Genomic DNA, 463 nt, shown 5'->3' on the forward strand with positions numbered 1-463 from the left:
ACCCAATGCGGGGACGATTATAAGCGTCAACAGAAGCGAGACGGCTACCGAAGCGCAAGCAACGGCGGCGGACTTCAGAAATAGGCGATTCATCGCTGACTCCCCACAGAACCGCCTCTGTGCCAGCAAGCGCTGAAGGTGACCTTTCGGCGATGGCTAAAATTTGAAACGACGCGCCATTTCATCGAAAGCGACGCGCATAAGTTGTGGATAAATCCCAGCCAGAGATTTTGTTTCGTGCCATAAGGAGCGCATGACGACGCAGCCAGACCCCGCCCGCTTCGCCCACGTCACCGACTGGGTGTTCGATCTCGACAACACGCTCTATCCGCACCATTCGAACCTGTTCGCGCAGATCGACGTGAAGATGACTGCCTATGTGGGCGAGCTCCTGACGTTGCCGCGCGACGAGGCGCGCAAGCTGCAGAAGGAACTCTACCAGCAGTATGGAACGACGCTGAAC

The 463-nt window shown here is 57.0% G+C and carries 1 pseudogene; it reads left to right on the forward strand.

From position 1 onward, the window contains the following. Positions 1 to 253 precede the first annotated feature (253 nt). Positions 254 to 463: pseudogene (locus EN742_RS37305) on the forward strand (pyrimidine 5'-nucleotidase); the annotation flags it as partial.

It is taken from the genome of Mesorhizobium sp. M4A.F.Ca.ET.020.02.1.1, from assembly GCF_004022645.1.
In the GTDB taxonomy this organism is placed as follows: Bacteria; Pseudomonadota; Alphaproteobacteria; order Rhizobiales; family Rhizobiaceae; genus Mesorhizobium.